This is a genomic window from uncultured Draconibacterium sp., assembly GCF_913060805.1.
Classification (GTDB): domain Bacteria; phylum Bacteroidota; class Bacteroidia; order Bacteroidales; family Prolixibacteraceae; genus Draconibacterium.
This window is the reverse complement of record NZ_CAJXTC010000015.1, coordinates 88,254-113,455: the sequence shown is the minus strand read 5'-3', so window position 1 is coordinate 113,455 and position 25,202 is coordinate 88,254. Positions and strand designations below refer to the sequence as shown.

Below are 25,202 nucleotides of genomic sequence, written 5' to 3'. Positions count from 1 at the left end.
CCCCCGGACGAAATAAATCGAAAGCATCGTACTCAGTACGATTAAAGAAAACCCCGTGGGGAAGCATCGTACTCAGTACGTTCGAAGAAAATCCTGTGGGCGAAGCGTCGTACTCAGTACGATTGAAGAAAACCCCGTGGGTGGAGCATCGTACTCAGTACAATTGGAGAAAACTTCATGGGTGGAGCATCGTACTCAGTACGATTGAAGAAATACATCTGGGGTAGTAATGTACTTAGTACGTTGGCAGAAAGATTGAAAGAAGATGGGAAATTAATATTCACGCATTTCGATAAGAAGCTCATTCAATCGTTCCTGAAAGGCTTCCAAACCCTCAATTTCAGTCGAAGGATCATAACGGATTCCGTGTTCGTTATCAGTCTGTGTTATCCGAATAATATCATCGCAGCCATCAAAGCTGATGTTCATGGATTCGTAATCCAGTGTCAGGAAGAAATCAAAGTCGTACAGATTTGATAGTTCGGTCCATTCTTCATTACTTATCGATTTGCTTTTTGATTCTATGTCAGGGCTTTCCACTCCCAAAGATGTTCTGACATAGTCAACTTTATTCTCGCTAATGCTTATGAATTCGCCAACACCCCACCCGCATTCTTTACCATATTCAATAAGAATAGCAGGATTGTCGGGATTGTCGTTACATGCGAAAAGAGAGACCAAAAGAAATAATAGAAGTAGTTTTTTCATGCCTTTGTTTTTAAGGTAGATGTGTTAAATGTAGAAAAGGTTGCGCCGGCTTTATTATTGCAAAAGCCCTGTATTTCCTATCTTTGAGTAGAACTACATAAAACAAAGAATATGGCACGAACGTACTGGAAACCCGGAACAATTGTTTATCCCTTGCCTGCAGTAATGGTAAGCTGCGGCGAAAATCCTGAAGAATACAATATTATAACCATTGCCTGGACCGGCACCATTAACAGCGATCCGCCAATGTGTTATATTTCGGTTCGTCCGGGGCGTCATTCGTACGATATTATTAAACGTACCGGCGAGTATGTTATTAATCTAACCACCGAGAAGCTGGCAAAAGCAACCGACTGGTGTGGCTGCCGATCGGGCCGCAAATACAATAAATGGGAAGAAATGAACCTCACGCCCGCGCCTGCCAAAATGGTGAAAGCGCCCATTATCGAAGAGTCGCCGGTAAACATCGAATGCCGCGTAAAAGATATTGTTGAGCTGGGGTCGCACCACATGTTTATTTCCGAGGTGGTGAGCGTTTCAGTCGACGATACTTATATGAACGAAGAACAGGCTTTTAGTTTTTCAAAAGCCAATCCTTTGGTTTACAGTCATGGCCACTATTTTGGAATGGGAAAACGTATTGGCAAGTTTGGCTGGTCGGTTGAGAAAAAGAAGACGAAGAAAAAACGTAGGAAGACTGACTGAAACATATAACGGTTTACCCCCCGTTTCGGCCGCACTCCGTTAACCGGAGCTTGTCGGCCTCAACTGTCCCCCTACTTGTAGGGGGACGGCTGGAGCCGGTAAATTCGAAGAATTATCGGAGAAAGCCGGGGGGTACAGCACATTTTAATCTTGCATTTTGAATGAAATAAATCATTCTTTTTAAACAATTTCCGCTCTTTTTTTGTAATCCTTTAAACTTTCTGAAGACTATTCAGAATAATATTTAATTGTGATAAAAATGAAGAGCATCTATTTATTAGCAGTAATCTTTTTAATGAATTTAGGAATGGTAACAGCACAAACAAATCCGTTACTCGGAGATTTTAATACACCGCACGATGCGGCACCTTTCGACAAGATTAAAAACGAGCATTTTATGCCGGCTTTCGAGGAAGGAATTAAAGAAGGTAAGGCCGACGTGGAGAAAATTAAAAATAACCCGGAGGCACCAACATTCGAAAACACCATCGTTGCATTAGACGAGGTTGGCCGTTTGTTAACACGTACATCGGGTATCTTTTTTAACCTGATGAGTTCGGAAACCAACGACGAATTGCAGAGCATCGCGCAAGAAGTATCGCCAATGCTTACTGCTTTTCAGAACGACATTTCGTTAGATCCCGTGCTTTTTGAGCGCGTTAAAGCCGTGTACAACAAAAAGGACGAGTTAGATTTAACCATCGAGCAACAAACGCTTTTGGAGAATAATTACATTGGTTTTGTACGTAGCGGGGCAAATTTGTCGGACGCCGATAAAGAAAAGTTTCGCGAATACAGCACCGAGTTGTCGAAATTAAGCCTCGATTTTGGTGAGAACGTACTAAAAGAAACCAATAATTACGAACTGAACATTACCGACGAGAGCAAACTGGCAGGCATGCCGGAAGGAGCTTTGGAAGCTGCTGCCGGAAAAGCAAAGGCGAAAGATAAAGAAGGTTGGATTTTCGATATTTCGATGCCAAGCTATTTGCCGGTAATGAAATATGCCGACAACCGCGAGTTGAGAAAAGAATTGTACATGGCGTACGGTTCGAAATCGTTTAAAGGCGATGAGCTCGATAACCAGAAAAATGTAAAACGTATTGTTGAGTTGCGCCTGGAAATGGCAAAACTGCTGGGCTATGATAACTATGCCGATTACGTTTTAGAGCGTCGAATGGCAATGAATGCCGATGGTGTTTACGGTTTGCTTAACGACTTGTATGCTGCATCGTACAAAGTGGCGAAAGAGGAAAAAGCAGAGATTGAAGAATATGCCCGCAAGAGTGGTTTCGAAGGCGATTTAATGCCTTGGGACTGGAGCTACTACAGCGAAAAACTAAAGGTGGAGAAATTCGACCTGAACGACGAAATGCTAAAACCTTACTTCGAATTAAGCAGCGTTGTTGACGGTGTTTTTGGGTTGGCAACCGAACTTTACGGCATCACTTTTAAAGAGAACAAAGACATTCCGGTATACAACGACGAAGTTACCGCTTACGAAGTGTTTGATGCCGACGGAACTTTCCTTTCTGTGTTTTACACCGATTTTCACCCACGCTCCGGAAAACGTGGTGGTGCATGGATGAACGACTTTAAAGGTCAGTGGCTGGAAAATGGCGTTGATTCGCGTCCGCACGTAACCATTGTAATGAACTTTACCCGCCCAACTTCAAGTAAGCCGGCGTTGTTAACGTTCAGCGAAGTGGAAACATTTTTGCACGAATTTGGTCACGCGCTGCACGGAATGTTGGCAAAATCAACTTATGCAAGCTTGTCGGGAACCAATGTATACCGCGATTTTGTTGAGCTTCCATCACAAATTATGGAAAACTGGGGAGTGGAAAAAGATTTCCTCGATCGTTTTGCCAAACATTACGAAACAGGCGAGCCTATTCCTGCCGAACTGGTTCAAAAGATTGTTGATTCGCAAAACTACCTGGCCGGTTACCTTTCAATTCGCCAGTTGAGTTTTGGTTATTTAGACATGGCCTGGCACACGCTTGAAAAGCCTTTCGAAGGCGATGTGAAAGATTTTGAAGAAACGGCGTGGAAGAAAACACAGATCTTCCCGGCAATCGACGGCGTTTGTATGAGTACACAATTCGGACACTTGTTTGCCGGCGGTTATGCAGCCGGTTATTATGGTTACAAATGGGCCGAAGTGCTGGATGCTGATGCATTTAGCGTATTCAAAGAAAAAGGATTATTCAATAAAGATGTGGCAGCTTCGTTCCGTACAAACATCTTGGAAAAAGGTGGAACAGAGCACCCGATGATTCTTTACAAACGTTTCCGCGGACAAGAGCCAACTGTTGATGCTCTACTCGAACGTAGCGGACTGGTTGAAGGACATAAAACTGTAAATCCGTAAGGTTTAAAATCTATGATATTACAAAAGGCATCTCGTTGGGAGGTGCCTTTTTTTGTGAATTTTATTAAGCCACGAATGGTTTGTGTCTTGCTGTTCAGAAACATAATATTTGTAGGTATTAAAAAGAGGTAAGATTTATATCTTTATAGATATCAATAGCCAATACAAACAATGAAAGCCAAAATCAAACAAACGCACCGAGGCCTCACAAAAACCGACAAAAAGAATTTAAGAAATCAATGTAGAATGGGAATGAGTTTATCATTGCTGGTCTTTGTTCTTGCAACAATTATTGGAGTGACGATTTACGAGTTGTCTTTTGACTCGGATCTTAATGGATTAAACATTAGAATGGCTGCTTCAATTGCAATAGTAACTTTGATCCTTTCTGCGCTGTTAAATCTTCTGCTAAATCGTAAATTTTATCGTGACTTACAATTCAATGAAAAGATTCAAATAATAAGGACATTGATGAGTAAATCGGAAAGAAAAGATTATCATGCAGCATCTCCTCGTAGTGGTATGTCGAAGGCTTATAATGAAATATATGAGTTCGTTGTTGATGATGTAAAGTTCGACGTTGATAAAGAGTTATTTGAGCTTTGCAGCGAAGGAGACAAACTCATTTTTAATTATGCTCCGAAAAGTGAATATTTATTGAGTATTGAAAAGAAGTAGGCTAAAGTGGTTTAATAAGACTTAGGTCTATTAAATAATATTGGAAAAGGCATCTCAAAACGAGATGCCATTTTTGTTGAGAATCAATTTTGAATTTATATGACCTCCTAAATCCCTGAAAGGGGACAATTTTTCTCCGCCAGTTGGCGGAAGGTTAGGTGGGGTTCAAATAGAAGTTATTTCTATTCATATTCCTTGTCGTTATGAATGTTTTTGAATAGAGTTTTAGCTTTGCAGAAAAAACAATGATCGAATTACTAAGAAACCGCCGTAGCATACGAAAATACACTTCTCAGAAAGTAGAAGCCGAAAAGATTGAATTGTTAAAAGAAGCTGCTTTGCGCTCGCCGTCGTCAAAAAATATCAATCCCTGGGAGTTTGTTTTTGTGGATGATAAGGAAGTGATTGAGAAGCTGAAAAGTTGCAAACCTCATGGCGTTACTCCGCTTTCAACAGCTCCGCTTGCCATTGTAGTTTGTGCCGATGAAACGAAAAATGATGTATGGGTGGAAGACTGTTCCATCGCCTCTATTTTGTTGCAGTTAGCGGCACAGTCGCTGGATTTGGGAAGCTGCTGGGTACAGATTCGAAAACGTATGCACGATGAAACAGTTCCAGCAGAAAAATACATTCAGGACTTGTTGAATATCCCGGAGAATTTCAGGGTGCTGAGCATTGTAACAGTAGGTTATCCTGAAAAGCAGCGCGACGGTAAACCGTTTGAGGAGCTGCAGTTTGAGAAGATCAGAATGAATGATTTTGAGAAGTAAGCATAAAAAAAGAACCGATCCTTTTTGAAAAAAGATCGGTTCTTTCAATTGTATTTTAGCTGACTCTAAAAGAAATCGTCGAATTCTTTAGGAGTCGAGTTCTTTTGCTCCAGTTCGTCGCAATCGAGGTTTATATTAAAGCCGGCTGGTCGTTTAAATTCCATCTCGTCTTCTTTGTAACCGATCGATTCGTCGGCCAAAACTTTCTTATAAAAGTAACCCCAAATTGGCAGCGCCATATTTGCACCCTGTCCGGATGCGATGGTTCTAAAGTGAATGCTTCGTAAATCGGCACCGGTCCAAACACCGGCAGTAAGTTTTGGTGTCGTACCAATAAACCAACCGTCGGAGTGGTTCTGTGTAGTTCCGGTTTTTCCGGCAATTGGCATGCTAAAACTTCCGTAGTCGGTTGTTACGCGATCGCGGAACAGGTTAGAAAAACGTAAACGAATTCCGGTTCCTTCGTCGATTACTCCTTGTAATAAGTTTAACATCAGGTAAGCAGTCTGTTCGTCGATGGCCTCGTGGCGCTCGGGAACAAAACGTGCGATAACATTGCCGTGGCGGTCTTCAATTTTTGTTACAAAATAAGGCTTGATAAACACACCCAGATTTGTGAAGGTATTAAACGCACCAACCATTTCGTAAAGCGTAACATCCGAAACTCCAAGGAACATCGAGTTTACCGGATCGATGGGGCTGTAAATACCCATGTGTTTCATTACATCGACCACTGCCTGCGGGTTGTATTGTTTGAGTACCCACGCCGAAATGCGGTTTTTCGAGTTCGCCAGTCCCCACTTTAAAGTTACCATTTGTCCATCCATTTCCGGATCAACATCGGCATCTTTTGGCTCGTAAATAGTGCCGTCCCACTGAATAAACTGCTGACTTACGTACGGAACTTTGGTACATGGAGTAAGTCCGTTTTGCATAGCCAGTGTATACAAAAATGGCTTAACGGTAGATCCGATCTGGCGTTTTCCGCCTTTTACCATGTCGTACATAAAATGCTGGTAATTGGGGCCGCCAACGTAGGCTTTTACTTTCCCCGATTCCGTATCCATAGCCATAAACGACGAGCGGAAAAATTTCAGGTAATATTTGATCGAATCCATCGGAGTCATCAAAGTATCTACTGCGCCACCCCATTTAAAAACGTTCATTTCAACGGGCTGGTTAAACGTTTTTTTGATCTCAGAAAAACTTTTTCCTGCATTGTTCATTACGCGGTAACGTTCGCTTTTACGTATTTCGCGGTTTAACAGATCGTCCACCTCGTTGCTGCTCATGTTATTCGCAAAAGGAGGGTTGTCCAAATCCGACAAACTTTCATCGAAAAGGGGTTGCAGGTCGTTGCGCAAATGCTGTTCAACGGCCTCAACCGCATATTTTTGCATGCGCGAGTCGAGCGTGGTGTATATTTTTAAACCGTCGGCGTAAATATCGTAAGGTTCGCCATTGGGTTTGGTATTTTTATTACACCAGCCAAACAGCGGATTGTTCTCCCACTCGTCCAGGTCTTCAATATATTTTTGTTCCTGCCACGAAGCATAATTTTCGCGCTCAGGTTTTTTGGCGGTAAGCGTTAATCGCAGGTATTCGCGGAAATACGGTGCCGGACCGAGTTTGTAATCCACTTTTTTATATTCCAGATCAAGCGGAAGCTTTTTGGCAGAATCGGCAACTTCGGGGGTGATGTAGCCGTATTTTTCCATCTGGCTCAACACAACATTCCGGCGTTGCAACACCATTTCGGGGCGGCGAACCGGGTTAAATAGCGATGAGTTTTTAGCCATACCCACCAACATGGCCGCCTGGTGAAGTTTCAACGAATCGGGTTGCGTATTAAAATAAACATCGGCAGCCGAACGAATTCCAACAGCGTTGTTCAGGTAGTCGTACTTGTTCAGGTACATTAAAATAATTTCTTCTTTGGTGTAACTGCGTTCCAATTTTACGGCGATTACCCACTCCTTGAATTTTCGCAGTACCAGTTCCATGCTGCTGGTAAATCGGTCGCGCGGAAAAAGCATTTTTGCCAGCTGCTGACTTAAGGTACTTCCACCTCCCGAACTAGTGTCGCTGGTAACAATACCTTTTATTACACGAATTAGTCCGCGAAAATCAATTCCCGAATGATCGTAAAAACGAACATCTTCTGTGGCCACTAACGCATTTACAAGGTCGGGTGGCAGATTTTCGTAATTTACGTAGGTACGGTTCTCCTGGTTGAAATATTTATCAATGGTCGGGCCGTCTTCAAAATAGATCTCCGAGGCCAGAATATTTTGTGGGTTTTCAAGCTCTTCAAAACTCGGCATAAAACCCAGCTTCCCTTTGGCTATCAGAAAGAAAAGCAGAAAAACGGAAACGATCCCCAGGGCAACGATCGACCAGAAAATTATGATGTATTTCTTAAAGCTTTTTTTTGTTTCGCTCATGAATTTCGCTCATTTTAATGTGGCAACAAATATATACGATTCTGTTATGGGAACCACCTAAATAACGCCCCGAAATTGGATAATATTTTATTTTTTAAAAAATAAAATCGTCATTTTCAATTAAATAGAAAATGAAAAAATAGCTCATTAAATTTTGAACTTAGCCCATCATTTTCTTTAATTTGCAGAATTTTTAGAACGGATTAGAAAGTATATGCACAAAAACCTGGTTATAGTCGAGTCCCCTGCAAAGGCGAAAACAATTGAAGGATTTCTTGGAGAAGGATATGTGGTGACCTCAAGTATGGGGCATGTTAGAGACCTGGAAAAGAAAGACTTCGGGATTGATATTGAGAACAATTATCAGCCCAGATACAAAGTTTCTTCCGATAAAAAGAAATTAGTAACAGAACTGAAAAAGTTAGCGAAGGAGGCCGAAACGGTTTGGCTCGCATCCGATGAGGACCGCGAGGGAGAAGCCATAGCCTGGCACCTGAAAGAGGTGTTGAAGCTGAAAGATGATAAAATAAAACGCATCGTTTTTCACGAAATTACCAAGGATGCCATTACGCGTGCTGTCGATAATCCACGCGATATCGACGAGCATTTGGTAAATGCACAACAGGCCCGCCGCGTTTTAGACCGAATTGTGGGTTTCGAAGTGTCGCCGGTTTTGTGGAAAAAAGTAAAACCATCGTTAAGTGCCGGTCGTGTGCAGTCGGTAGCAGTTCGCCTAATTGTGGAGCGCGAACGCGAAATCCGTGATTTTAACACAGAAACCTGGTTTCGTGTAAACGGATACTTTTTAGTGCCCGATGAAAATGGGAATACCACCGAATTAAAAGCAGAACTTTCAAAACGTTTTAAAACCCGAGATGAGGCCAATGCTTTCCTCGAAAAGTGTAAAACTGCCGAGTTTAAAGTAAGCGATGTAGTGAAAAAACCGGGTAAACGATCGCCGGCACAACCATTTACAACCTCAACATTACAGCAGGAAGCCAGTAGAAAGCTGGGATTCTCGGTGTCGCAAACCATGGCGGTTGCCCAGCGTTTATACGAAAGTGGAAAGATTACTTATATGCGTACCGACTCGGTGAATCTGTCGGGTTTGGCTATAAATACCTCGAAACAAAAAATTACTGAACTTCATGGTGAAAACTATGTGAAGATCAGGAAATTCAAGACTAAATCAAAAGGAGCACAGGAAGCTCACGAGGCTATTCGTCCTACTTACATGGAAAACCAAACGGTTGACGGATCGTCGCAGGAGCAGCGTTTGTACGAGCTGATTTGGAAACGTACGATTGCGTCGCAAATGGCCGATGCTATTTTGGAACGTACCAATGTAACCATCGATGTGTCGAATGCTGCTGAGAAGTTCCAGGCAACCGGCGAGGTGATTGTTTTTGATGGTTTCCTGAAAGTTTACATCGAGTCGACTGACGATGAAAATGCAAACGGAAACGGCCAGGCTTTAATTCCGCCGGTGCATGTAAACGATCCGCTTGAGATGACTTCGGTTGTTTCAACACAGCGTTTCTCTCAGCGCCCGCCACGATTTACGGAAGCGTCGCTGGTAAAACGTTTGGAAGAATTGGGGATTGGACGTCCGTCAACTTATGCGCCAACAATTACAACAGTTCAAAACCGAAACTACGTTGTAAAAGAAGAGCGTCCGGGTGTGGAGCGTAATTATACGGTTCTTACCCTCGAGAACGGAGAAATTAAAGAGGAAGAAAAGACCGAGATTACCGGTTCTGAAAAAAATAAATTGTTCCCAACCGATATCGGTATTGTAGTTAACGACTTTCTGATGGACAATTTCGATCAGATAATGGATTACAATTTTACCGCAAATGTTGAAAAGGAATTTGACGACATTGCTGATGGCAAGCGCGTTTGGAATGAGATGATCGATAAGTTCTATCAACCGTTTCATGGAAAAGTAGAACATGCTCTTGAAAATGCCGAGCGCTCTAAAGGAGAACGTATTTTGGGTGTTGATCCGAAAACCGGAAAAGAGGTGTCGGTTAAGATTGGTCGTTTTGGTCCGTTGGCCCAATTGGGTGAAGCATCGCAGGAAGAAGGAGCTGAGAAACCACAGTTTTCAAGCCTGCGTACCGGTCAGCATATCGAAACAATTACGCTGGAAGAAGCACTCGACCTGTTTAAATTGCCACGCGAACTGGGAAATTACGAAGACAAAAAGGTTACTGTTGCCATCGGCCGTTTTGGTCCGTATGTGCGTCACGACAATAAATTTGTTTCGCTCGGAAAAGAAGACGATCCGTATTCTGTAGAACTCGACAGAGCGATTGAGCTGATCGAAGCCAAGCGCGAAAAAGACCGTAAGGCGGTTATTAAGAAGTTTGATGAAGATGCAGAACTTCAGGTGCTTAACGGCAGGTGGGGGCCTTACATTAAACACGGAAAGAAGAACTATAAAATACCAAAAACGACGAAGGCTGAGGAGCTGAGTTTCGAAGATTGTATGAAGATCATCGAGACGGCTCCGGAACCAAAAAGCCGACGCGGTAGAAAAAAATAAAGAATAAAGGCAGGTGAATTGATCATTTGCCTTTATTTTTAAAAGCAAAAAAATGAATTTGTTTCCCTACTTCGATGCGGTTGATTTTTCGCAGTATGTCGACGATGTGCCTTTTGCCTGGAAATATTCGATGGGTGCTACCATTGAAAAGAATACCGTAAAATTACAGGAAGGTCGGTTGAGAAATATTGAACTGGCGATTGTTGGCGTTCCGTTTAACAGCGAGCACGATGATTTTAAACGAACAGCGACACCCGATAAATTGCGTAAGGCATTTTATGGTTTGGCCGGTGTTGGGAAACTCAACATCATCGATCTTGGAAACCTGAAGGCATCAACAAGCCACAAAGGAAATTACCTGGCACTGCGCGATGTGGTGGATTATTTGAGCGAACTGGATATTGTTACCATCGTTTTTGGTGGAAGCCAGGATTACAGTTACGGCATTTGCCAGGCTTTCCGGTCGAATCCGTTTTTTTCGTTTAGTGCCATCGATGCCTTTTTAGATGTGAAAAAAGGTGTTGAATCGCTAAGTTCAACAAATTATCTGTCCCAGGTTTTTAAGGCCTTGCCCGATCTTTTTCAGTTTAATTTGCTGGCGTATCAAAGTCATTATGTACCCGATATTTATTTCGAGAAAACCAAAGGAATTGGCGCGCACCTACGTTTGGGAAAATTACGTGATAATATCAGCGATGCCGAGCCAGTCCTTCGAAACAGCGACTTTTTGACTTTCGATATGGCTGCGTTCAAGTCCTCGGAAGCGCCAAACAGTCTGAATCTTCCGAATGGTTTATATGCCGACGAAGCCTGCCAGCTAATGAAATATACCGGAGCAAGTAATCGAATGAAAGTGTTTGGTTTGTTTGGGTTAAACATCGGAGAAGCGCCAACAGAATTGTCATTGAATCTGGCAGCACAACTGGTTTGGTATTTTGTACAGGGCTACCTTATCAGAGACAAGCGGAAACCGGAGCAAGGAGATGGATTCTCTGTTTTCAGTGTGGAAATACCTGAACTTTCAGCTCCACTTGTATTTTACAAAAACGACAATACCGGGCAATGGTGGGTGCAGGTGCAGGCAATAAACAACCAAACCAAATATTTTGCCTGTTCAGAAAAAGATTACGAAGTGGCCAGCGGGAATGAAATTCCAGAGCTTTGGTTGAAATATGTTCAAAAAACCGACGAAATAGTAAAATAATACCTCTTAATAACCGTTCTTTGCATACCTTGTTAACAGTTGATTGTTACAAACAACTAAAATTTGTTTCTTTGCCGCAGCAGAGAAAAGGCTAAATTGCCCTATGAAAAGAGAAGTATGAAGAAGGCTGTATCTTTTTTATTTATTATAATGTCGGTTACACTAGTTACGTACGGTCAGCAGGATCCTCAGTACACCAACAATATGTTTTATAAGTTAGGTGTAAACCCGGGTTATGCAGGTGCTGAAAACGCAATTAACGGCATTTTGTTAAATCGTTATCAGTGGGCAGGTTTCGACGGAGCCCCGAAAACACTGGTTTTTAGCGTTGATGCAGCAATTAATGCTTTTGGTTCTCCCGGAGGAGTAGGAGTGAATGTAATTAGCGATGAATGGGGATTTTTCCAGAATACCTGGGTGAATTTTAATTATTCATATAAAGTAACAACCGCATTAGGAACGCTGGGACTTGGAATCTCGCCCGGAATTTATAATTTTAATATTAATCCGGAATGGGACGTGCCACAAGGAGATATGTATACACAGCCCGAATCAGACCCTTCGGTGCCAAATGAAGAGTCGAGCCAGATTACCTTCGATGTAGGTTTTGGTGCATACTTGTATACAAATAAATATTACGCCGGATTTTCGGTTACGCACCTTAACCAGGGAGAAGTAAAGTACGACGATGTAGCGGTTGATTTTCTTACCCGGCACTATTATTTAACTGGTGGATACAATATTAAGTTATCCGATCCGTTATTTGAGGTGCGGCCATCGTTCTTGCTGAAATCGGATTTGGCTTCGTGGCAAATGGATTTGAATGCAAACGTGGTTTATAACGATAAATTCTGGGGAGGAATCTCCTACAGAGTGCAGGACGCGGTAGCCCTACTTATGGGAATGGAACTATTTAATGGGATGCGAATAGGTTATTCGTTCGATTTGGTAACATCGACAATAAAAAGTAACGGTTTTGCCTCGAATGAATTTTTTGTAAGTTATTCGCTTGATTTAGAGAGAAATCGTAACCAAAAATACAAGAGTATTAGATTTTTGTAAAATATGTTTAATGTAAATAAGAAAAGGAACAGAATTTAATATTTTATTATTTCATTGTTTCTACTTATTTTTAACGACTAATCAGAGCTCGTAAAGTATAAAAGACACATTATGAAAAAACTACTTTCTATTGCAACCTTATTCTTGATTGCACTTAGTTTTGCCGGCTGCTTTGGTGGTGGCGGGGGAGGAAACGGAGAGCTTACAGGAGTAGAAAGAAGGCAGCGATTTAAAGAAACACAGCCCCTGGGAATGGTTTACGTTCGTAGAGGGAGTTTCAATATCGGGCCCAGCGATGAGGACGCAAGTAGGGCAGGTGTTCCAACAAAAACGGTTTCGCAAGAACCATTCTGGATGGACGACACCGAAATTACAAATAACGAATATCGCCAGTTTGTTGAATGGGTAAAAGAATCGATGGCACGCCGAATGTTAGGCGACCAGTATCCTGAATTTATGATAACTGAAGACAGGAACGGAAATATCATCGATCCTCCACAGATCAATTGGAGAGAAAAGATTGACTGGGAAGATCCTGATATGCAAATGGCCATGGAAGATCTTTACTTACCCGAAAACGAACGTTTCTTTGGCAAAAAGGAAATCGATACCCGTAAGCTGGTTTATGAATATTGGTGGGTTGACCTGAATCAGGCAGCCAAAAGAAGTAACAGTTTCAACTACGAAACACAACGTTACGAAGGTAATGTGTATAACGTTGAAGGCGATCTTGTTCCAATCGAGAACCGCTCTTCATTTATGATGCGCGATCAGGTGCATGTTTATCCTGATACCCTTTGCTGGATCAGAGATTTCACCTATTCATATAACGAACCATTGGCAACCCGTTATTTCTGGCATCCCGGATTTGACGAATATCCGGTTGTAGGTGTTACCTGGAAACAGGTAAATGCATTCTGTAACTGGCGTACAAAAATCCAATCGGATTACCTGTCGGAAAGAGGAGAGCCAACATTAATGGCTTATCGTTTACCAACCGAAGTTGAGTGGGAATATGCCGCCCGTGGTGGTAAAGATTTCTCGATGTACCCTTGGGGAGGTTATTATACCCGCGATGAGGATGGTGTATTTTTAGCCAACTTTAAGCCGCTACGTGGTAATTATGTAGAAGATGGTTCGATAGCAACCATAAAAGTAGGAAGTTACGATCCGAACGAATACGGATTATACGATATGGCCGGTAACGTAGCAGAGTGGACAAGCACTGCATACGACGAAGCCGGTTACAATTATTTTAGCGATTTAAACCCAACTTTTACATACAATGCCCGTAAGGATGATCCTGCTGTTATGAAACGAAAAGTGATTAGAGGAGGATCGTGGAAAGATATCGCACAATTTGTGCAGGTTTCTACACGAAACTATGAATATCAGGATACGACTAAATCTTACGTTGGTTTCCGATGCGTTCGCTCTACATTTGGCGAAGAATTTTAGTACTTAAATCATAACTTTATACCAAACGATATGAATCTGGGAGAACTTTTTAAAACTAAGCGCTGGAAAACATTCATGGGTTTTGTTTATGGATGGGGAGCAGCCGTCGTGATGGTTGGTGCCTTGTTCAAACTTGAACACTGGAAAGGTTCCAGCGAGTTATTAACTGTAGGATTGCTTACTGAGGCATTCATCTTTTTCCTCTCAGCATTTGAACCGCCTGCCAACATTCCGGAATGGGAAAAGGTTTATCCGGAGTTAAATGAAGACTATGAGCTTGAAGAAGTGAAAGAGTTGAGGACCAGTAACAAAAGCAATGGTCTGGAAACACTTTTCGGAAGCTCAGAGCTTACACCGGAATTAATGGACCGCGTTGGAAAAGGTTTGTCAGAGTTGAGCAACACTGCCAAAGGAATCAGCGATATATCTTCGGCAACACTTGCCACCGATATGTACGTTAAAAACCTGGGATCAGCTTCGGAATCGATGAATTCGTTCGCCCAAATCAATAACAAGGCAAACGAATCGATCAACAGTTCGGTGAATACCTTACTCGATTCATATTCTGTTGCAGCCACTCAACTTACTGAAACCGGAAAAAATCTTTCTGCCGTTTACCAAAAATCATCAGATGTTATATCGGGTGAATTGGAGAATATTGGAAGCAGTTCAAAACAATATTCGGGTAACCTGGAAAGACTCAATAAAAATTTAGATAGCCTTAACAGCAATTTCGAAAACCAGCTGAAAGATACTCAGGATCAATTCAAAGCCAACCAGAAATTTAATCAGGATCTGGCTGAAATGAATAGTATCCTTAACTCTTCGGTTGATGAATTGAAAAAGTATAAAGAAAATGCTGAATCACTCAACAAAAACCTTGAAGCCTTAAATACTATTTATGGCAACATGTTGGGTGCAATGAGCTATAAAAAGTAAAGTCCTAGCGTATGGGTGCAAAGAATTGTCCGGAAACACCGAGGCAAAAAATGATAAACATGATGTACATTGTACTCACCGCAATGTTAGCACTTAACGTTGCGGCTGAGGTACTTGAAGCGTTTCGCGTGGTAGACAGTAGTCTGCTGCAAACGCTCGAGGCAGTGGACATGCAGAATGCGCAGATTTATTCATCGTTTGAGCAAGCTTATATCGAAAATCCAACTAAAGTACAGGAATGGAAAGATAAAGCCGATCAACTGAAGAATAAGTCGGAGGAAATGATCACCTACGTTTCGGAGTTAAAAGACGAAGTTGTTGCTTACTCCGGCGAGAAACCGGTTAATGAAGATAACCCGATGTATGAAGAGGGTTACTATCATACTAAAGTTGATGGTTCGGTTGTGGAGGTAGTTAAGAAGGATGACCTTAACGGACCTTCGGAATTGATGATTACCCAGAAAAGAGCTACTGATCTTAAAAATAAAGTTGCTGAATACCGCGAGTTCCTTTCTACATTGATCAATGAGGATGACGAAGACCTTCGCCAAACAATTTTAAGCGAGCTTAGAACTTCAGATCCTGAACGTGGATCGAAAGCAGAAGGAAATTATAAATCGTGGGAATCGGAGCACTTTGAAGACAAACCTTTAATTGCGGTAATGACTTTGCTATCTAAGATTCAGATAGATGTTAAAAACTCTGAAGCTTCTGTAGCAAAATATTTGTATGCCGAAATTGACGAAGGCTCATTCAAATTTAACCGTTTGGGAGCCCGCGTTATCGCCAATTCAAATGTAGTTTTGATGGGCGATGAATATAAAGCTGAAGTTTTCCTCGCTGCAGAAGATACTACGCAGCAACCTGTTATCCTGATCAATGGTAAAGAGGTTGACGTGGAAGATGGCAAGGCAACATTTATAGGAAATACAAGCCAGGCCGGTAAATTTACCTGGAGCGGTTTAATAAAATACAAAACGCCGGGTGGAATTATAAAGAGTTATCCTTTTGAGCAGGAATATCAGGTGTCGGAGCCAACAGTAACCATGTCGGCTACAAAAATGAACGTGTTCTACAAAGGTCTGAAAAACCCGTTTGATGTGGGTGGAGGAGCTATTCCGAATGAGGATCTGGAAGTTCAAATGACCAATGGTAGGGTTACAAAAGAAGGCGATGCCTATATGATTGTACCAACCGACTTAGATGAAATGGGGCGTAATACTAAAGTAAGTGTTTACGCAACAATTAACGGAAGCCGACGTTTGATTGGTACAACTGATTGGCGTGTGAAACGTGTTCCCGATCCGGTAGCGCAAGTTAACGGAATATCGGGAGGCGATATTCGTAAAGAGGTTTTACAAATTCAGGATGGTATTTTAGCAGTTCTTGAAGATTTTGATTTTGAATTTGGTTACAAAGTAACTCAGTTTACCATGGAAACAACAAGCGGAGGATACACCAACCGCTATCCGTCAAATTCAAATCGTTTTACGACCGAGCAAAAAAATGCTCTACGGAATGTAAATGTAAATAGTATAGTTTATATAGGAGATATTAAGGCTGTTGGAGATGATGGAACAACAAGGGATCTCGACCCAATATCATTCAAAATAAAATAGGTAGTTATGAAGAAGATAGTTGTTTATATAGGAATATTTGTTTTTGCGTTAGGTATTATGCATAAAAGTGCTGATGCCCAAATCGTAAATGGCGCATATAAACAAACCGATATTTACGAGAAAAAACCAATGCCGTTGGTATCGGTTCGCGAGGCAGATGTTTTCTGGCAAAAGACGCTGTGGCGTGTGATCGACTTACGCGAAAAGATGAATATTCCGTTGTATTATCCAACGATCCCAATAGCAGATCGTTCAAACCTGATTTCGTTATTATTGAAAGGAATTGAAATGGGACAGCTTACACCATATGATGCACAAGCTGATGACGATTTTAAAATTCCGATGAGCTATGCACAGGTAAAAGCTAGGTTTGGAGCGGAGGCAACTACAGAGGAAAAAATCGATTTCGATACAGGGGAAAGAACAACTGTTCAGGTTCAGGGCGAAATTCGTCCAACCGAGATCAAACAATACATGATTAAAGAACAGTGGTATTTCGATAAACAAACATCTACATTGAATGTGCGGATTCTTGGTATTTGCCCGATTCGCGAATACATGCGCGATGGCGATACTTCAGGCGAAGTACAACGTCAGAAAGTATTCTGGATCTATTATCCGGAAGCACGTCCGTTGTTGGCAACCAATTTGGTTCAAAATCCTTACAACGAAGCGCGTCAGCAATCTTTCGACGACATGTTCATAAAGCGAATGTTCAACAGCTATATCGTTAAAGAATCGAACATGTACAACAACCGCGACATTAGTTCTTACCTGGTAGGTAAAGATGCAATGTTGGAATCAAAAAGAATTGAAGACGAGATCTTCAATTACGAGCAAGATCTTTGGGAATATTAATGCGATAACCAGCATAAAAAAAGCCTTATGTTGCCATAAGGCTTTTTTTTGAAACAATTTTAAAATTGATAAGGCGTTTAGAAAGGTAGCATCGAATATTAACTGATGAGAAAAACCATTACATACTTGTTTATACTTACGCTTTTTCTCGCTTCGTGCAGAAACGAAAGCAATAAGTACCTTACTTTGGGTAAGGGAACAGGTGAAAAATGGTTTGAGCCAACGCCTTTCGGGATGGTTTATGTTGAAAGAGGATCGTACAACATCGGCCCGAATGACGACGAGTTGTACCCCATAACCCAAAGCCGAACCATATCAACAGAAGCATTTTGGATTGATGATACCGAGATTACAAATAACGAGTATCGACAGTTTGTTTACTGGGTGCGTGATAAAAAAGCACGCGAATTGCTGGGGCAAACCTACACCGATTTCCTGATAACAGAAGACAAATACGGTGCTCCGTTGGAAGAGCCAAAAATAAACTGGGACGAACGAATTGAATGGGACGACCCGGAGTATCAAATGGCGATGGATGAATTGTATATTCCGGAAAATGAACGTTTTGGATACAAGAAGGAAATTGATGCACGGAAGCTGGTTTACGAATATTACTGGGTAGACTATAAACAAGCAGCAAAACGAAGCAACGCTTATAATTACGAAACACAGCGTTACGAGGGGTCTGTTGTAAATTCTGATGGAGAATTGGTTCCTATCGAAAACCGAAGCTCATTTTTAATGCGCGAATCGGTACCTGTTTATCCTGACACCTTGTGTTGGATAAGGGATTTTGCCTACACCTACAACGAGCCTTTTACCATGAAATATTTTTCGCATATTGGATTCGACGACTATCCGGTTGTTGGTGTAACGTGGGATCAGGCGAGAGCATTTTGTAACTGGCGTAACAACCTGAGTGTAATTGTTGTCGATCGTTTTAATGAGGCTCCGGCGCACGATTACCGCTTGCCAACTGAAAGCGAATGGGAAATTGCAGCTCGCGGAGGTATGCACAACAATATGTATCCGTGGGGAAGTTATTATACCCGAAACGTAGACGGCTGTTTTGTGGCCAATTTTAAGCCATTACGAGGAAATTATGTTGCCGACAGTCCAACAACCACAACAGCCATGAAAGTGGGGCAATTCGATCCAAATCCTTATGGTGTTTACGATATGGCCGGTAATGTTGCCGAATGGACGTCAACAGCTTTTTTCGAAGCGGGCTACAATGCTATCGACGATTACAATCCGGAAATTCAGTACGATGCCCGTCCCGATGATCCGCCGGTAATGAAACGTAAAGTTGTTCGTGGTGGATCGTGGAAGGACATTGCATACTACATCCAGTCAGGAACTCGTACATTTGAATATCAGGACACAGCAAAATCATATATCGGATTTCGTTGCGTTCGAACTTCTTTCCGCGATGATCTTGGTGGCCGCCGTGGTATTCAGGAATAAAGTCTAATTCTCTTCTCAGAACATCAAACTCAACCCGCCAAACACAGTGATTTCCGGCATGGTATAATAACGGTTAACGGCGTAGTTGGTGCTTAGCAGATTTTCTCCACTAACGTAAAGTTTTACATTCCTCGTCAAGTTGTAACTGGCCTTTGCATTTAGTAGTGAGTAGCTTTCTAAATTAGTGACGGGTGTTGGGTCGTTATCCAGTCCCGAAATATGTTGCATATTGGCCACCAACAATAGCTTCTTAATGCGATAAGATGCATTGATGAAAAGATGATGTTCCGGCGTAGCATAAACCGGATTCTTCATGTTGGTATAGCTGTATGTAGCATTCAAAGTCAGTTCTTTTGTCGGTGTTGCATCCAGCGAGAACTCAATTCCTTTATTCGAAACTTCCCCCGTATTTTGATAACCGTTTGGCTGACCGGTATTAACGATCAGGTTATCGCCTTTTACCAAAAAGGCAGTAAGTTCTGCGCGCATCATCCCTTCAAAAAAGGCTTGCATAATGCCTGTTTCGTAATTCCAGATCGACTCCGGGTCGAGATTAGGATTTGGTCCCCACATAAACAGTTCGCGCATTGTAGGGCTTCTAAAGCCTTTTGAAATGGTTCCCTTCCATGTGGTTGCCGGCGAAAATGAATTGGCAAAACCTACCGAAGGAATCCAAACCGAACCATATTCGCTGTGATGATGATAACGAAGACCTGCGTTGACAATCAGTTTCTCGCCAATGCTTTGTTGCGAGAATAAGTAGGTCCCAATTTCTGTAATTGTCGTGTCGGCAAAGGTCAGCCCCTGGCCGCCCATTGCAAAAGTATTTTCAGCATCTCCTCCGTAATTCATCAAATCGATTCCGGCTGTCAGATTATTACCTTCAAAAAGCTGAAAAGTTTCGTACAGATTCAATCCATAATTGTGGTCGTTTGAATGGAAGCCATCAGTAATTTCGTGCTCTCCAAAATTATAGAAGAACTTTAGTGCACCCGACGCTCTTTCAAAATTATTCCGCAATGAGAAAGATCCGTAACCACGTAAAATATCAATTGTTTCTCCTGCCGATGCATTGAGTGTATCCGGGCCCGGATCAGATGCATCAAAGGCAGCCAAGCTAAAATCAGCTGCGGCATCAAAATGGTCGCTGATCTGGTAACCCAATTTCAGGTAACTATTTGTTATTTTGAAATCAGAATTGGGGCGGTGACCATCCGTCTGATCATGATTTCCTGAAATAAATACGCTGAATTTATCCTTCTTAAAACCAACCGATCCCATGTACTTTTGCGTGTTGTACGATCCGTAAGAAATGCGGGCATGACCATTAAATCCTTCTGTATCTTGTTTCTTTGTGATAATATTTATTACACCTCCCATGGCATTCGATCCGTAAAGAATTGAAGCCGGTCCGCGAACAACTTCCACACGTTCAACATCCGAAGCAACGTACGAATCGGGGAGTGGATGCCCCATAATTCCCATAAACTGTGGGTGCCCGTCAATCAGCATTAAAACGCCGGTAGTTGGACTGCCGCCAATTCCTCTGATCGAGATCTGACCTGCCGAACCGGCAGCAACACCAAAACCGGTTATGCCACGCTCGGTTACGAACAAACCCGGCACCCGGCCATTTAAAATCGGTAGAATTGCCGACTCATCACTTTCCTCAATTTGAGTGCGATTCACCACCGAAACAGCCATCGGTACATTGTTGCGGTTCACCTGAACCTGTGTTCCGGTAACCACCACTTCGTTGATTGTAATGGTGTCGTCGGTTGCATAGTGCATTTGTGCACTGGCAATTCCTTGGGTGATGATTAGGGTGAAAAAACTGAAGATTAATATTCGCATTATCATAGTTTATTGTGTTACGTATTGATTTAATCGTGCTACCATTTGACCAAAAAAATTATTCGGCTTTGCTCATTACCAATTTTCCGTGCTGAATTCCTTTCAGGCTGATGAGCTGATCAGAAATCTCAGTGAGCTTTCGCGATGGCCCTTTAACGGCAATGATTTCCATATAATTCAACTCGTTTAAATAGAAGCCCTGCGATGAAAGAATAAACTCTTTGTGTTCGTATTGAATCTCTGCCGACTTCTTTAGGATGTCCTTTTTCTCGTGGTTAAAAACAATGATAACGGCGCCAGCCACAATGTTATCGCACTTCCACTTTTCCTCCACCAAATTTTTTTCAATAAGGTGACGAATAGCGCGCGAGCGATTGGCAAAAGCATTGTCCTCAACATACTTGTCGAGTGCTTCAAGAAGTTCTTCATCTAACGAAACGCCAAACCTGGAAACGGTCATGGTAATACTAATTTTAAAATTCGTAACACGAATGTATGAAAATCGAACGAATCTGTGGCAGTAAAATCGGGATTGTTGAAAATGCTTTATCTTTAAACAAAACAAAATGACTTGGTATGACAACGATAAAAACAATTTACCTGGGCGAATTACGCACCGAAAATGAGCACCTGCAATCGGGTAATAAAGTGATAACAGATGCACCGACTGACAACCGTGGCAAAGGGGAGTATTTCTCGCCAACCGATCTGTTGGCAACGGCTTTGGGAAGTTGTATAATGACGATTATGGGAATAAAAGCCCGCGATAATGGGATTGATATTGAAGAAACGCAAGTTGACGTGACAAAAATAATGGCTTCCGATCCGCGACGTGTGGCAGAGGTGGTTGTGGAATTTACGTTTCCGGCAAAAAATTACAGTGACGAAGAAAAGCAATTGGTTGAAAGTGTTGCCGGTATTAGCCCGGTTCCGCTGAGTTTACATCCAGACCTGATTCAAACCATAAAGTTCAACTGGTAGTTTTACTGTTTGATAAAACGGCCTTGAAAGGTTCCATCAGAATTTTCGGCTTTTAGCAGATATACGCCGGGAGCGAGGTCTGAAATATTTATTTTTTCTAATTGTGTGGAGAAACGTTTCACTTCGGTTCCGTTCATATCGTAGATGCGGATGCCGGAGATTTCTGTCCCTAAAGGAATTTGCAAATGAATTTCTGTAGTAGCCGGATTCGGAAATATTTCTATCGATTGAGTATTGATTTCTGGCGAAACTCCAACAACCTCCTGCGTCTCAGAGATTAGCCAGAGATCAGGATCGATTACCAGTTCGGCAACACGGAAATCGGTGTCAATGATAAATTGTTGCTGATTGCTTGTATGATTCAGTCTGGCATCAACTGAATCAGTTCGACCAGCATTGTACAAACGAACAGGCACAGGTATTTCGAAAAAATCAACCGATTTGTGAGTGGTGGTCTGACTCAGTGTTATCACTGTTTTTCCTTCGTCAGTTGGTTTAAAACTGGCGGAGTAAACCGGAAACCTTCGCCGTACAACCAGTCGTTAAAGAACTCTGTTAAACTTGTATCTGCAGCTTGCTCAAAATGTTTTATTACGTCCTCGGAGTAGGCAAAACCATTGGCAACTTTTGGATCGGTGAAATAGTTTTTAAGGCCCTGAAAAAAGGCATCGTCACCAATAACCCAACGCAACATGTGCAGCAAGTAACCGCCTTTTGCATACGACAATCGACTGCTAAAAATGCGGGCCACAGATGTGGTATCGGTAACATAAACTGAACCGTCGGGTTCCTGTTTCACCTGGTCGGAATACACTTGTTTCCACACCGGCCACCAATCGGTTTCAATGTTTTCGTAGGACAGTCCGGTTAAGTAGGTCGCAAAACCTTCGTTTAGCCAGATGTCTTGCCACGAGCCCAATGTGATATAATCGCCAAACCATTGATGGGCCAGTTCGTGCGCAATTAGTCCGTAACCAAAACTACCCATAAAACTCATGGTTTGATGCTCCATTCCGCCGCCCCAGCCAAACTGTGCATGGCCGTATTTTTCAGCCGCAAAAGGATAATCACCAACCAGATTTTGGTACAACTGCATAATTTCGGCAGTAACCGGCGTTTTGCCTTTTGCATCTTCAAGATCTTCCGGATAAACGTAATTCAGAATTTCAATGGAGTCGCCATTTTCTGTCTCCAAATAATCGGAATAACGCTCGTAATTGGTTACAGCAATGGCAACCAGGTAAGTGGCAATAGGAAAACGGTGTTTCCAGTGCATTGTTCTGGTGGAGTCGTTCACTTGTTCAGAAACCAAAATTCCGTTGCTTGCTGTTTTGTATTGCTCCGGTGTTTTTACAATCACATCAATCGAGTCGATTTTATCGGCCAGCGATTGTTTGCAGGGCCACCATTCCATGGCGCCGTAAGGTTCTGAGAGTGTCCACAAAACGGGTGTAAACTCTGTGCCGTGAAAACTGGTTTCAAACGAACCAAAACCGGAAGTTGGCGGAACTCCATGATAGAAAATCGTGGCAGAATCAAGTTGATTGAGCAGAAGAGATTCCTGTAAATTAATTTCAACTTTATTATTCTGATGGGTAAATGCGGCGCTGTTGTTTCTAATAAAAACAGAGTCAACTATTAATGAGTCGGAAAGATCAAATTCAATCGTGTTCAGCAACTCGGTTTCGCTTTTAAAATAGGAGGTTACCTTTCCGGAAATATATCGGATTGCCGGATCGACCTGCCACTCCATCCGCTGATAAACGATGTCGGTAAGACTGTTGTTTTGGCTTTCAATAAAATTCGATTTTAACAGAAAATTCCTGCTTTCCTCCAGTGCTATTTTGTCGGAAATGAAAAGCTCATTTTCCTGTGCAATGGTAATCAGACCGAGACAAAGAAAAAGAAGGATGTGGACGAATCGTATCATTGCTTAAAGATACAATTCCGGATGAAGATTTAAAGCATAAAAAAAGCGAACCATAATGGTCCGCTTCTGATTTTATAAGGATTTACTGTTTATTTTTCCAGCTCTTTCCATGCCAATGCGCTAGCGCCAACAATAGCTGCGTCGCCAGGCTTAAGCTCCGATGGAAGAATCTTGATCTTCTCTTTAAAGATAGGAAGCAAGTGTTTTTCCATGTGCTTTTTAGTTGGTTTAAAAATGTAGTCGCCGGCAGCAGTTGGTCCGCCAAACAGGAATACTGCTTCAGGGCTCAGGTGGTGAACAGTGTCAGCCAAACCTTGTCCTAACCATGCACCGGTTTTTTCAAATACTTCCAACGCAATTTTGTCGCCTTTTTCAGCAGCGTCGTAAATCATTTTCGAGTCTAACTCGTTAAACGATTTGTCGGCCAAAATACTGTCGGTAGCGTTGTACTGAACCATCAACTCAAAAGCAGTACGTTTCATTCCGGGAGCCGAGCAATAAGCCTCTAAGTGGCCCAGTGCAGTACATCCGCAAAGACGTCCGCCAGGAATTAATGTAGTGTGACCACATTCGCCCGCAAAACCGTCGTTTCCGTACACCAAGTCGCCGTTTACAACAATACCGCTACCAACGCCGGTTCCAAGGGTGAACATCACAAAGTTTTTCATGTCTTTGGCGCCACCATAAATCATTTCGCCAATAGCTGCTGCATTTGCGTCGTTTGTAAGTGCAAGTGCTTCCATATCAGGGAAGTGTGCACGAAGTAGTTCAACTAAACGAACCACTCCTTTAAACGATAAATTTGGAGCATATTCAATTGTTCCGCTGTAGTAATTACCGTTTGGAGCGCCAATTCCTATACCGAAAACTTCTAAATTTTCATTCAATAACTTAACTGATTTGATCAGTTCTTTAATGGCCGCTGCCAAATCTGAGATGTATTGGTCGATATCGCCATGCGAAGGTGTAGAAATATTGTCTTTTACCATCACATTTCCTTCAGCGTCAACTACGCCAATGGCAGTATTTGTTCCGCCAATATCAACTCCAATTGCTACTTTCTTCATTTTTATTATGCTTATTAATTTAGATTTTGTCTGTTTTTTCTGCGTGTTAGCAAAATTAAAAATATTATGCAATTGGCAGGGGTGTGGGCATAGGTTTATAGCTATTTATTTTGAATTCAATTAAGCTTTAACGTTTTTTAAGATGAAACTGAAATTCAGATCACAAAACAACGATGAATTTTAATCGTACCTTTGTCGGCTGTATTTATTATGAAAGCAATTGGTAAAGCAATTCTGAAGTTTTTGGGGTGGATACTTTTAATTCCGATTTACATTTACAAATACGGAATATCGCCACTAACTCCTGCATCGTGCCGGCACGTTCCTACGTGTTCGGAGTATGCTGTAAAGGCGATAAAAATTCACGGTCCGTTTAAAGGATTGGTGCTGACAGTGAGGCGCCTTTCAAAATGCCATCCCTGGGGAACACACGGTTACGATCCCGTTCCGCCCAAAGAACCGCGCGAAAAACAGCATTAAGCTGCGTTCAATTTATTTATTCCAAAACATACAACTAAATTTGTGGAACATTGTTA

Annotated in this window: 21 protein-coding genes; 14 read left to right on the top strand and 7 right to left on the bottom strand. The window is 42.1% G+C overall.

Features of this window, described 5'->3' with window-relative positions:
• Positions 1–273: 273 nt before the first annotated feature.
• On the bottom strand, positions 274–708 hold the full coding sequence (locus QZ576_RS11135) for a hypothetical protein (RefSeq protein WP_297097096.1): 435 nt from the start codon (positions 706–708) through the stop codon (positions 274–276).
• A gap of 111 nt (positions 709–819) precedes the next feature.
• Here QZ576_RS11135 and QZ576_RS11130 point away from each other — a divergent pair, with 111 nt between their 5' ends.
• From QZ576_RS11130 to QZ576_RS11115, 4 genes are all read left to right on the top strand, one after another.
• Positions 820–1,413 (top strand): flavin reductase family protein, encoded by a 594-nt coding sequence (locus QZ576_RS11130; RefSeq protein ID WP_297097094.1) that lies wholly within the window; start codon positions 820–822, stop codon positions 1,411–1,413.
• 259 nt (positions 1,414–1,672) lie between these two features.
• Complete coding sequence (locus QZ576_RS11125) at positions 1,673–3,787, top strand: M3 family metallopeptidase (protein ID WP_297097092.1); 2,115 nt, start codon at positions 1,673–1,675, stop codon at positions 3,785–3,787.
• Between the two features lie 171 nt (positions 3,788–3,958).
• The gene (locus QZ576_RS11120; protein ID WP_297097088.1) at positions 3,959–4,465 is read left to right on the top strand and encodes a hypothetical protein; all 507 of its coding nucleotides are present in this window, start codon (positions 3,959–3,961) and stop codon (positions 4,463–4,465) included.
• A gap of 245 nt (positions 4,466–4,710) precedes the next feature.
• Positions 4,711–5,235: a nitroreductase family protein gene (locus QZ576_RS11115; protein WP_297097085.1), complete on the top strand. Its 525-nt coding sequence runs from the start codon at positions 4,711–4,713 to the stop codon at positions 5,233–5,235.
• Positions 5,236–5,300: 65 nt separating this feature from the next.
• On the opposite strand, the gene QZ576_RS11110 is transcribed toward QZ576_RS11115, so the two are convergent.
• Positions 5,301–7,679, bottom strand: coding sequence for a transglycosylase domain-containing protein (locus QZ576_RS11110; RefSeq protein ID WP_297097083.1), 2,379 nt, complete (start codon positions 7,677–7,679; stop codon positions 5,301–5,303).
• Between the two features lie 214 nt (positions 7,680–7,893).
• Between QZ576_RS11110 and topA the strand changes: the two genes are divergently transcribed.
• The 8 genes from topA to QZ576_RS11070 all read left to right on the top strand — a co-directional run bounded on the left by topA (position 7,894) and on the right by QZ576_RS11070 (position 18,834).
• Positions 7,894–10,227: a type I DNA topoisomerase gene (gene topA / locus QZ576_RS11105; RefSeq protein WP_297097081.1), complete on the top strand. Its 2,334-nt coding sequence runs from the start codon at positions 7,894–7,896 to the stop codon at positions 10,225–10,227.
• Positions 10,228–10,279: 52 nt separating this feature from the next.
• On the top strand, positions 10,280–11,431 hold the full coding sequence (locus QZ576_RS11100) for an arginase family protein (protein WP_297097079.1): 1,152 nt from the start codon (positions 10,280–10,282) through the stop codon (positions 11,429–11,431).
• A gap of 117 nt (positions 11,432–11,548) precedes the next feature.
• Entirely contained in the window at positions 11,549–12,493 is a 945-nt protein-coding gene (locus QZ576_RS11095; protein ID WP_297097078.1) for a type IX secretion system membrane protein PorP/SprF, read from the top strand.
• Positions 12,494–12,604: 111 nt separating this feature from the next.
• Positions 12,605–13,951 (top strand): SUMF1/EgtB/PvdO family nonheme iron enzyme, encoded by a 1,347-nt coding sequence (locus tag QZ576_RS11090; RefSeq protein ID WP_297097076.1) that lies wholly within the window; start codon positions 12,605–12,607, stop codon positions 13,949–13,951.
• Positions 13,952–13,981: 30 nt separating this feature from the next.
• Positions 13,982–14,890, top strand: coding sequence for a gliding motility protein GldL (gene gldL / locus QZ576_RS11085; RefSeq protein ID WP_297097074.1), 909 nt, complete (start codon positions 13,982–13,984; stop codon positions 14,888–14,890).
• A gap of 11 nt (positions 14,891–14,901) precedes the next feature.
• Positions 14,902–16,509 (top strand): gliding motility protein GldM, encoded by a 1,608-nt coding sequence (gene gldM / locus QZ576_RS11080; RefSeq protein WP_297097072.1) that lies wholly within the window; start codon positions 14,902–14,904, stop codon positions 16,507–16,509.
• Between the two features lie 6 nt (positions 16,510–16,515).
• The gene (gene gldN / locus QZ576_RS11075) at positions 16,516–17,367 is read left to right on the top strand and encodes a gliding motility protein GldN (RefSeq protein WP_297097070.1); all 852 of its coding nucleotides are present in this window, start codon (positions 16,516–16,518) and stop codon (positions 17,365–17,367) included.
• A gap of 105 nt (positions 17,368–17,472) precedes the next feature.
• A complete protein-coding gene (locus QZ576_RS11070; protein ID WP_297097068.1) occupies positions 17,473–18,834 on the top strand; it encodes an SUMF1/EgtB/PvdO family nonheme iron enzyme in 1,362 nt (453 codons plus the stop codon).
• Between the two features lie 15 nt (positions 18,835–18,849).
• Here the strand turns inward: QZ576_RS11070 and QZ576_RS11065 are convergent, their stop codons facing one another.
• Complete coding sequence (locus QZ576_RS11065) at positions 18,850–20,688, bottom strand: TonB-dependent receptor (protein WP_297097065.1); 1,839 nt, start codon at positions 20,686–20,688, stop codon at positions 18,850–18,852.
• 58 nt (positions 20,689–20,746) lie between these two features.
• Positions 20,747–21,148 (bottom strand): nickel-responsive transcriptional regulator NikR, encoded by a 402-nt coding sequence (gene nikR / locus QZ576_RS11060; RefSeq protein ID WP_297097063.1) that lies wholly within the window; start codon positions 21,146–21,148, stop codon positions 20,747–20,749.
• A 116-nt stretch (positions 21,149–21,264) separates the two neighbouring features.
• Between nikR and QZ576_RS11055 the strand changes: the two genes are divergently transcribed.
• Positions 21,265–21,669, top strand: a complete 405-nt coding sequence (locus tag QZ576_RS11055) for an OsmC family protein (protein WP_297097061.1) — start codon at positions 21,265–21,267, stop codon at positions 21,667–21,669.
• Between the two features lie 2 nt (positions 21,670–21,671).
• Here the strand turns inward: QZ576_RS11055 and QZ576_RS11050 are convergent, their stop codons facing one another.
• From QZ576_RS11050 to QZ576_RS11040, 3 genes are all read right to left on the bottom strand, one after another.
• Positions 21,672–22,142, bottom strand: coding sequence for a T9SS type A sorting domain-containing protein (locus tag QZ576_RS11050; RefSeq protein ID WP_297097058.1), 471 nt, complete (start codon positions 22,140–22,142; stop codon positions 21,672–21,674).
• Positions 22,139–23,599, bottom strand: coding sequence for a M1 family metallopeptidase (locus tag QZ576_RS11045; protein ID WP_297097056.1), 1,461 nt, complete (start codon positions 23,597–23,599; stop codon positions 22,139–22,141). Before QZ576_RS11045 ends, QZ576_RS11050 begins: the two co-directional genes overlap by 4 nt.
• Positions 23,600–23,688: 89 nt before the next feature.
• On the bottom strand, positions 23,689–24,666 hold the full coding sequence (locus QZ576_RS11040) for an ROK family protein (RefSeq protein ID WP_297097054.1): 978 nt from the start codon (positions 24,664–24,666) through the stop codon (positions 23,689–23,691).
• Between the two features lie 210 nt (positions 24,667–24,876).
• Between QZ576_RS11040 and yidD the strand changes: the two genes are divergently transcribed.
• A complete protein-coding gene (gene yidD, locus QZ576_RS11035; protein WP_297097053.1) occupies positions 24,877–25,146 on the top strand; it encodes a membrane protein insertion efficiency factor YidD in 270 nt (89 codons plus the stop codon).
• Positions 25,147–25,202: the final 56 nt, after the last annotated feature.

Coding starts and splice junctions, on each gene's coding strand:
- QZ576_RS11135 (WP_297097096.1), bottom strand. CDS start 708: ATGAAAAAACTACTTCTATTATTTCTTTTGGTCTCTCTTTTCGCATGT.
- QZ576_RS11130 (WP_297097094.1), top strand. CDS start 820: ATGGCACGAACGTACTGGAAACCCGGAACAATTGTTTATCCCTTGCCT.
- QZ576_RS11125 (WP_297097092.1), top strand. CDS start 1,673: ATGAAGAGCATCTATTTATTAGCAGTAATCTTTTTAATGAATTTAGGA.
- QZ576_RS11120 (WP_297097088.1), top strand. CDS start 3,959: ATGAAAGCCAAAATCAAACAAACGCACCGAGGCCTCACAAAAACCGAC.
- QZ576_RS11115 (WP_297097085.1), top strand. CDS start 4,711: ATGATCGAATTACTAAGAAACCGCCGTAGCATACGAAAATACACTTCT.
- QZ576_RS11110 (WP_297097083.1), bottom strand. CDS start 7,679: ATGAGCGAAACAAAAAAAAGCTTTAAGAAATACATCATAATTTTCTGG.
- topA (WP_297097081.1), top strand. CDS start 7,894: ATGCACAAAAACCTGGTTATAGTCGAGTCCCCTGCAAAGGCGAAAACA.
- QZ576_RS11100 (WP_297097079.1), top strand. CDS start 10,280: ATGAATTTGTTTCCCTACTTCGATGCGGTTGATTTTTCGCAGTATGTC.
- QZ576_RS11095 (WP_297097078.1), top strand. CDS start 11,549: ATGAAGAAGGCTGTATCTTTTTTATTTATTATAATGTCGGTTACACTA.
- QZ576_RS11090 (WP_297097076.1), top strand. CDS start 12,605: ATGAAAAAACTACTTTCTATTGCAACCTTATTCTTGATTGCACTTAGT.
- gldL (WP_297097074.1), top strand. CDS start 13,982: ATGAATCTGGGAGAACTTTTTAAAACTAAGCGCTGGAAAACATTCATG.
- gldM (WP_297097072.1), top strand. CDS start 14,902: ATGGGTGCAAAGAATTGTCCGGAAACACCGAGGCAAAAAATGATAAAC.
- gldN (WP_297097070.1), top strand. CDS start 16,516: ATGAAGAAGATAGTTGTTTATATAGGAATATTTGTTTTTGCGTTAGGT.
- QZ576_RS11070 (WP_297097068.1), top strand. CDS start 17,473: ATGAGAAAAACCATTACATACTTGTTTATACTTACGCTTTTTCTCGCT.
- QZ576_RS11065 (WP_297097065.1), bottom strand. CDS start 20,688: ATGCGAATATTAATCTTCAGTTTTTTCACCCTAATCATCACCCAAGGA.
- nikR (WP_297097063.1), bottom strand. CDS start 21,148: ATGACCGTTTCCAGGTTTGGCGTTTCGTTAGATGAAGAACTTCTTGAA.
- QZ576_RS11055 (WP_297097061.1), top strand. CDS start 21,265: ATGACAACGATAAAAACAATTTACCTGGGCGAATTACGCACCGAAAAT.
- QZ576_RS11045 (WP_297097056.1), bottom strand. CDS start 23,599: ATGATACGATTCGTCCACATCCTTCTTTTTCTTTGTCTCGGTCTGATT.
- QZ576_RS11040 (WP_297097054.1), bottom strand. CDS start 24,666: ATGAAGAAAGTAGCAATTGGAGTTGATATTGGCGGAACAAATACTGCC.
- yidD (WP_297097053.1), top strand. CDS start 24,877: ATGAAAGCAATTGGTAAAGCAATTCTGAAGTTTTTGGGGTGGATACTT.